7 protein-coding genes and 1 pseudogene are annotated in these 7,502 nt (G+C 70.3%); 4 read left to right on the top strand and 4 right to left on the bottom strand.

From position 1 onward, the window contains the following. A pseudogene (locus tag E1165_RS26955) lies at window positions 1–300 on the bottom strand (hypothetical protein); the annotation flags it as partial. A 41-nt stretch (window positions 301–341) separates the two neighbouring features. Then, complete coding sequence (locus E1165_RS26950) at window positions 342–1,823, bottom strand: aldehyde dehydrogenase (protein WP_132394530.1); 1,482 nt, start codon at window positions 1,821–1,823, stop codon at window positions 342–344. 179 nt (window positions 1,824–2,002) lie between these two features. Between E1165_RS26950 and E1165_RS26945 the strand changes: the two genes are divergently transcribed. Together E1165_RS26945 and E1165_RS26940 are read left to right on the top strand one after the other, a co-directional pair. After that, window positions 2,003–2,422: an SCP2 sterol-binding domain-containing protein gene (locus E1165_RS26945; protein ID WP_132394529.1), complete on the top strand. Its 420-nt coding sequence runs from the start codon at window positions 2,003–2,005 to the stop codon at window positions 2,420–2,422. Continuing rightward, window positions 2,391–4,451 carry a glycogen debranching N-terminal domain-containing protein gene (locus E1165_RS26940; protein WP_132394531.1) on the top strand — a complete coding sequence of 687 codons (2,061 nt, stop codon included), beginning with the start codon at window positions 2,391–2,393 and terminating at the stop codon, window positions 4,449–4,451. Before E1165_RS26945 ends, E1165_RS26940 begins: the two co-directional genes overlap by 32 nt. 22 nt (window positions 4,452–4,473) lie before the next feature. On the opposite strand, the gene E1165_RS26935 is transcribed toward E1165_RS26940, so the two are convergent. Both E1165_RS26935 and E1165_RS26930 read right to left on the bottom strand, forming a co-directional pair. Then, window positions 4,474–5,106 (bottom strand): hypothetical protein, encoded by a 633-nt coding sequence (locus tag E1165_RS26935; protein WP_132394528.1) that lies wholly within the window; start codon window positions 5,104–5,106, stop codon window positions 4,474–4,476. 195 nt (window positions 5,107–5,301) lie between these two features. Continuing rightward, entirely contained in the window at window positions 5,302–6,093 is a 792-nt protein-coding gene (locus tag E1165_RS26930) for a DUF3152 domain-containing protein (RefSeq protein ID WP_132394527.1), read from the bottom strand. 141 nt (window positions 6,094–6,234) lie between these two features. Between E1165_RS26930 and E1165_RS26925 the strand changes: the two genes are divergently transcribed. Next, complete coding sequence (locus E1165_RS26925; RefSeq protein ID WP_132394526.1) at window positions 6,235–6,738, top strand: SigE family RNA polymerase sigma factor; 504 nt, start codon at window positions 6,235–6,237, stop codon at window positions 6,736–6,738. Next, entirely contained in the window at window positions 6,735–7,466 is a 732-nt protein-coding gene (locus E1165_RS26920; protein WP_132394525.1) for a hypothetical protein, read from the top strand. Before E1165_RS26925 ends, E1165_RS26920 begins: the two co-directional genes overlap by 4 nt. The last annotated feature ends 36 nt before the right edge of the window (window positions 7,467–7,502 follow it).

Raw genomic sequence — 7,502 nt, 5'->3', positions numbered from 1 at the left:
GGGCAGGGCGTCGGACTTGGGGGCGCGGCTGAGGGTGCAGTCGAACACGATGTGGTTGGTGGTGGTGCAGGAGGGGTCGGTGCCCTCGAAGATGACGGCGGCGCCGGGCATGCCGCGGGCGACGGTGTCTTCGGTGAGGTAGGCGGCGGCGGTGCCGGCGCCGGCGGTTACCACTACGGCGGTGATCGCGGCGATCAACCCGGCCCGTGACAGCCGCCGCCGGCCCTTACCGCCCACGGCGCCCTGCGGAGTGAGGTGTTCATTCGTTGGCACGTTGACCTCCAGGTGGGGTGCTTTCACCTCCTTATGCCAGGAGCGGGTCCGATGTTTCGCGGATCTCGTCAGTGTTGGTTGGTGGGCACGAACACCGACTTGACCTGCAGGTAGTTGTCCAACGCCTCCGGGCCGTGCTCCCGGCCGTACCCGGACTGCTTGTAGCCGCCGAACGGCAGGGCGGAGTCCAGGACGGCCCAGGAGTTGATCCAGATGATGCCGGAGCGTAGGCGGCCGGCGACCCGGTGGGCGCGGGCGACGTCGCGGGTGTGCAGGCCGGCGGCGAGCCCGTACCGCGTGCCGTTGGCCAGGCTCACCGCCTCGTCCTCGGTGTCGAACGGCTGGACGGTCAGCACCGGGCCGAAGATCTCCTCCTGGACGATGCGGGCGTCGTTGGACACGTCGGCCACCACGGTCGGGGCGTAGTAGTAGCCGCCGTCCCGCTCGATGCGGTGACCGCCGGTGACGATCCGGCCTTCGCCGAGGGCGAGGTACTGCTCCACACTCTCCAGGCGCCGCCGAGCGGCCAGCGGCCCGACGATGGTCTGGGGGTCACACGGATCGCCGACCGGTACCCGCGCCACCGCTTCGGCGACCCTGGCCAGCACGCTGTCGTAACACGAGCGCTGGATGAGCAGGCGGGAGCCGGCCATGCAGAACTGGCCCGAGTTGAACACGAAGCCGGGCACCACGGCGTCGACGGCGGCGGTGATGTCGGCGTCCTCGAAGACGATGTGGGCGGCTTTGCCGCCGAGTTCCATCGTGGTGGGCTTGACCGCCGCCGCGGCCGCCGCCGCGATGCTGGCCCCCACCCGTGTCGATCCGGTGAAGGCGATCTTGTCGATGCGGGGGTGGCGGCTCAGGGCGGCACCGGCGTCCTCTCCGCCGGTGACCACGTTGAGCACACCGTCGGGAAGGCCGGCCTCGGCGAACAGTTCCGCCAGTCGCAGCGCCGTCAGCGGGCACTCGGCGGCCGGCTTGTGCACCACCGTGTTCCCGGCGGCCAGCGCTGGCGCGATCTTCGTCGTGGACAGGATCAACGGAAAGTTGTACGGCGTGATCGCCCCGACGACACCCAGTGGCTCCTTCATGGTGTAGGCGAAGCCGGGGGTACGGATGTTGCGGGTGGCGCCCTCGATCTGGTCGGCCAGCCCACCGTAGTAGGTGAAGTGGTCGATGGTGTCGCGAAGGTCGACGGTGCGCGCGATGGTGATGGGCTTGCCCGTGTGCAGGCTCTCCAGTTGCGCGAACTCATCCCGGCGCTCCTCGAGCAGGGCGGCGACCCTGAGCAGCAAAGCGCCTCGTTCACGACCGCTCATCCGTGGCCAGGGGCCGTCGTCGAACGCGCGCCGCGCGGCCCCGATCGCGGCGTCGACGTCCTGGTCACCCGCCTCGGCCACCGAGGTGACGACCCGACCGTTGGCCGGATAGATGACGTCGCGTCGCCTTCCGTCGGCGGCGTCCCGCCACCGGCCGCCGATGAACAGCTGTCCCGGCGGCAGGCCGCGGTTGGTTTGTCGTTCGGCTGTCGCCGTGCTTCTACGCTCCATATCCGCATACTGGCCGCCACGGTGCGGGTTCGGGATCACCCCGGCAGGGTGAAACGGGTGTCGCACCCACGGCCGGTCGTCCGCGCGTCGTCGGTTCTCGTTCTCATGAGGTGACGCCGGGTCACCCTTGACGCTCATATCCTCCCGGGTGACGGCCGAACCGTGGGAGGGTTGGATGGATGGCCGACTCGATTGGTGAACACCTCGACAGGCTGGGCCGGAACCAGAATCCGGGGCTCAAGGATCTGCCGGCATGGGCGCGCGGCACCATTCGCCTCGACATACGGAGTGACGAGCGGGTCGAGCAGTGGTTCATCACCCTGGAGAAGGGGAAGGCCCGGGTGTCACCCACCGGCGGCGAGCCGGACGCGATCATCTGTGCCGGTCGGCCGGTGCTGGACCGGATGGCCAGGGGCGAAGCCAAGTTCAGCCCGTCGGTGTTCCGGAACGATCTCATTGTCGAGGGGGACCTGAGACTGGCCGACGCGTTCGGGAGGCTGCTGTTTCCCGGACCTCCGATGGCGCATCATCCGCGGGACTTCGTACGCGAGGAAGGTGCGAAACGTGATCGAGAAAACCGTAAGCATCCTGGACGGTAACACCTTCATCGTCACCAACGACCTGGGTGATGTCAGTCCCTCGCGGATCTACCCGACCGGGCTGTTCTCGTTCGACACGCGTTTCCTCTCGATCTGGCGGCTGAGCCTCAACGGTGAGCAACTCAGTGTGCTGTCCCGGGACGATCTCCAGTACTTCGAACGGCACTTCTTCCTGGTCCCCGGGGAGCCGACGCACTATGTCGACGCGAAGGTCTCGATCATCCGGGAGCAGTCGATCTGTCAGGACTTCACCGAACGCCTGACGGTCCTGAACCACGACCTTGAGCCGGGTCATTTCACGCTCAGGGTGGAGATGGGCACCGACTTCGCCGACCTGTTCGAAGTCAAGGACGTGAAGGAGAAGGTGGGAACCACCACGGTGTACCAGGAGAACGGCCGCCTGCGTTTCCGCTACGAGCGCCGCGGCTTCCGGCGCGACACGATCATCTCCAGCACGGCCGAGGCCGAGGTCGACGACACGGGGATGACCTTCGACATCCACCTGGAGCCGCGGTCCTCCTGGCGCACGGAACTGCACGTACAGCCGGTCATCCAGGAGGCCAGCGGCGACGGGGACCGGACCATCTGGTCCGCGTACCGCAGCAGGAGCAGGCCGAAACTGCGGCAGGACCTGGAACGCTGGCTCAAGCGGACCCCCGTGTTGATCTGTGACTACGAGCCGCTCCAGACGGTGTACGAGCGCAGCCTGGTCGATCTGGCCGCCATGCGGTACGCGTCGCTGACCAACCCGTCGGCTCCCCTGCCGACGGCCGGCCTGCCCTGGTTCATGACCATCTTCGGGCGGGACAGCATCTTCATCTGCCTACAGGCGCTGCCCTTCGCGCCGCAGTTGACCCCGCCGGTGTTGCGCCTGCTGGCCCTCCTCCAGGGGGTGACCTTGGACGATTTCGAGGAGGAGGAGCCGGGGAAGATCCTGCACGAGTTCCGCTACGGGGAATCCGCCGCGTTCGAGGAGCAGCCACACACGCCGTACTACGGGTCGGCGGACGCCACCCCGCTGTTCGTGATCCTGCTGGACGAGTACGAGCGGTGGACCGGGGACGCGACGTTGATCCGCAGGCTCGAACCCAACGCGCGGAAGGCGCTGGACTGGATCGACGAGTACGGTGACCTGCTCGGCAACGGTTACCTCTCCTACTTCCGGCGCAACACCATCAACGGGTTGGAGAACCAGTGCTGGAAGGACTCGTGGGACGGGATCTCCTACCACGACGGCCGGCTGCCCCGCCCGCCCCGCGCCACCTGCGAGCTACAGGGCTATGCCTACGACGCGAAGATCCGGGGTGCCCGGCTGGCCCGCGAAGTCTGGAACGACCCCGCCTACGCCGACCGGCTCGAACGGCAGGCCGCCGAGCTCAAGGAACGGTTCAACCGGGACTTCTGGCTGCCTGACCGGGAGTACTTCGCGCTGGCCCTCGACCCCGACGGCGAGCCCGTCGACGCCCTCGCCTCCAACATCGGTCACCTGCTGTGGAGTGGCATCGTGGAGCCGTCCCGGGCGAAGAAGGTCGCCCAGCACCTGCTCAGCCCGCGCATGTTCTCCGGCTGGGGGGTACGCACCCTCGCCGACACCGAAGCCCGGTACAACCCTGTCGGCTACCACGTCGGCACCGTCTGGCCTTTCGACAACTCCATCATCGCCTGGGGCCTGCGACGCTACGGCTTCCGGGAGGAGTCGGCCCGTATCGCCGAAGCCATCATCCAGGCCTCGGCCTACTTCCACGGCCGCCTTCCCGAAGCCTTCGCCGGCTACGACCGCGCGCTGACCAACTACCCGGTCGAGTACCCCACGGCGTGCAGCCCGCAGGGCTGGTCCGCCGGGGCCCCGCTGTTGTTGCTGCGTACCATGCTCGGCCTCGAACCGCACGAGAACCACCTCGCCACCGACCCGGTCCTGCCGCCCTCGATCAAACGCATCGAGTTGCTCGACATCCCTGGCCGGTGGGGGCACACCAACGCCTTTGGCCTGCGGTCCAGCACCCACCCACGGCAACGCGTACTGAGGTGAGACCGGCGGCCGACGACCGAGGTCAACCACGGTGACCGTACCGGCCGGCACCTGGCCAGCCGCCCGGACCGGGAAGACCTCGTTGCTGGCCGACGGCGGATTCCTGCTCCTCCCATTCCTCGGCCAGCTCGTCCCAGTAGTCGACACTCAGCCCGCGCCGGCCGTGCGCCAGCCAGCCGGCGGTGTCCCGCTCGACGTGTAGCCCCAGTTCGGCGAACGGGTCGATCCACGCGCCGGGCTCCACGCCCAGCTCGACGAGCGCGGCGTTGATCGGCCACTGTTCGCGCGGGCCGTCGAGCACCGCGTCGAAGCGCGGCCCCCAGGACCGCCCGCCGCCGAGCCACACCACCGCCGCCTGGTGGCCGACGCCGCCGGCGAACTCCGCCTCCAGGTACGCCACCGGCCCCCGGCGGGACCAACGGGCGAGTGCCTCGGTCAGCGCCGGGGAGAGCACCAGCGTGAACGGCTGCTCCCCGCCGGGCTCCCCGACCGCGTAGTCCGGCGGTGTGCCGGTCAGCTCCTCCACGAGCTGCGGGGTCACCGGCAGCAGCGCGAAATCCTGGCGCAGCTCGCCGAGGATCGCGTGATCCAGCTCGCGAATCTCCTCGCGCAGCAGTTCGGCGTCCGCGACGACCGCGCTGAGCCGGTAACTCACCCCGCTGCCCCCAGAGCCGGTGGACGAACACGTGACGGCGGGATCAGGCGGCTGGTCGCCGCCGCCGTCCCCCACCGCCAGTATCGCCTCGCCGGCCACCGGCCCGTACGCCGCGTGTCCCCGGGAGCGTGTCGGGAGTGGGGAGGCTGCCCGCGTACGGGAGCCGGACCCCGACGGGCCCGGCCCCCGCCGCGGTCAGTCGATCGCCAGGCGGACGTGTCCGGCGGCCTCCCGGGGCGGGATGGGGTCGTCGTACGCCCCCGGAGGACCCGAGTAGCGCCGGCCGTTCAGGTACGGCACGGCGTTGGCGGTGCAGCCGTGCAGGCCGAGCGTCTGCTGCTGCATCACCGGCGCCGGTCGGCCCCGGCCCGGACACAGCTCGTGCCCGAATCCCAGCCGGTGCCCGACCTCGTGGTTGACCATGTACCGGCGATAGGTGCCGAGGCCGGCCCCGTAGCCCGGCACCCCCTTCACCCAGCGCGCCACGTTCAGCACCACCCGGTCGCCGTTGCGGCACGAGGTGTAGCCGTCCGGCACGTCTCCGCACAACTCGTCCCGGGTTCCCGGGGTGACGAGGTAGATGGTGAAGTCGGCCGCCTGGTCCCGCCCGACGCGGCGCAGGCGCAGCGTCCCCTCCGCGGTCCACCCCTGCGGGGCGCTCAACGTCCGGGTGACCTCCGTGGCGAAGTCCGCCACCGGCAGGCCCTGGATGTCGCGCTCCACCGCCACCCGGTAGCGCAGCAGCCTTCCCCTGCCGCCGGGAGCCGGCGCCTCCGCGGTGGCGACATGCCACCGGTTGCCGCCGTCCGCCGGGTAGCGGACGGCGGCGGGTCGCGACTGGACGGGCGTCGGGGGTGGCGCGGTGGCGGTGGGCCCGGTGTCCGGGGCGGTCGGTTGACCCGCTGCCGGCGCCGTGCATCCGATCAACAGCGCCACCAGCAGCAGTGCGGGGACGGTGCGGGTCGTGTCGGTGGTGGTGGTCGTCATGTGTCTCCCCTCGGCGCGCCACCGGGTGGCGACGCGCAGCGAGGAGGACGGGTGGTCCGGGACTAAAGTTGGTCCCGGGCGGGCTCAACCTTTGACGGGTTCCACTCGTCTTTTCCGACGTGGGATGCGAGAAGGGTGACCATGGCCCGGGGTGACGCGGAGTTCGTCGAGTTCGCCCGGGTCGCGTCCGCCCGGCTGGTGCACGCGGCCTACCTGATGACCGGCAACCACCACCAGGCCGAGGACGCGGCGCAGACCGCCCTGGTGCGCACGTACGCGGCGTGGTCCCGGATCCGCGACAACGATCCGTACGGGTACACGCGAAGAGTGCTGGTCAACCATGTGGTCGACAACTGGCGACGCCCGATCCGCGAGTACCCGAACGAGGATCTTCCGGAGCAGCCTTCTGGCGACCCCGCCGACGAGGTCGTCACCCGGCGCTGGCTGCTCGCCGTCCTCGGCACGCTCAGCCCGCGCGAGCGCGCCATCGTCGTACTGCGCTACTACTTCGACCTTCCGGAGACGCAGGTGGCCCGCGAACTCGACGTGTCGGTCGGCACGGTCAAGAGCACTGCCTCCCGTGCCCTGGAGAAGCTGCGCGGCGCCGGCGTCGAGGCGCCCGGGACCCTCGGGGCCGGCCGATGAACGACGTGGACCGGCTCAGGCGGGCCATGCGGGCGACCGAGCGGGCCGACCGGACCAGCCTCGACCTCACCCTGGTGATGCGCGAGGGCCGGCGGCTGCGCCGGCGTCGGCGACTCGCCGGCGCGGGGGTGGCGGCCGTGGTGGTGGCGGCGGTGGCCGTCGTCGGTGTCACGGTCGGGGTGCGGCCGGGCCCGCCGGAGCTGCCGAGCCCGGCGGGCCCAGCGGTCACCGCACCTGCGGTGCGACCCACCACCCCGGTTGCCGCACCGCCGCAGCAGGAGGGGCAACCGGTCGGCGACGTGGTCGACAGCGGGATCTGGTACGGCGGTGACCAACGGGTCTTCTACTTCGTCCCGGTCAAGCTGCCCAGCCAGCCCGGTGTGCGGATCGGGCTGGTCGCCGGCCGGCGCACCGCCGGCGGAAAGCTGACCTCGGACCACCTGATCAACGACGTCGAGGGCAACGATCGCCGGCCGGGATTCCACCAGATCGGCTATGACCAGTCGGGGGGTCGGCCATCCCTGACATCTCTGCCCGCTTTCGGATACTTCGTTGGGCCGGCGGAGCGGATCGTCGGCACCGTCGACGGCCGTCAGGTCACCGCCCGGCAGGCGAGGTGGAGCGAGGACCCGGAGGTGGTGATCTTCTGGTTCGATCCGGAGCAGCTCGCACCGGGGGTGGAGCTCGACGGCATCATCGCCCGGGACGCGGGGGGCCGGACGCTGTGAACGACATCGGCGGGCCGGCTCCATCCGGAGCCGGCC

Source organism: Micromonospora sp. KC723, assembly GCF_004348595.1.
Classification (GTDB): Bacteria; Actinomycetota; Actinomycetes; order Mycobacteriales; family Micromonosporaceae; genus Micromonospora.
The sequence above is the reverse complement of the archived record's forward strand: the minus strand, read 5'-3'. Positions and strand labels throughout refer to the sequence as shown.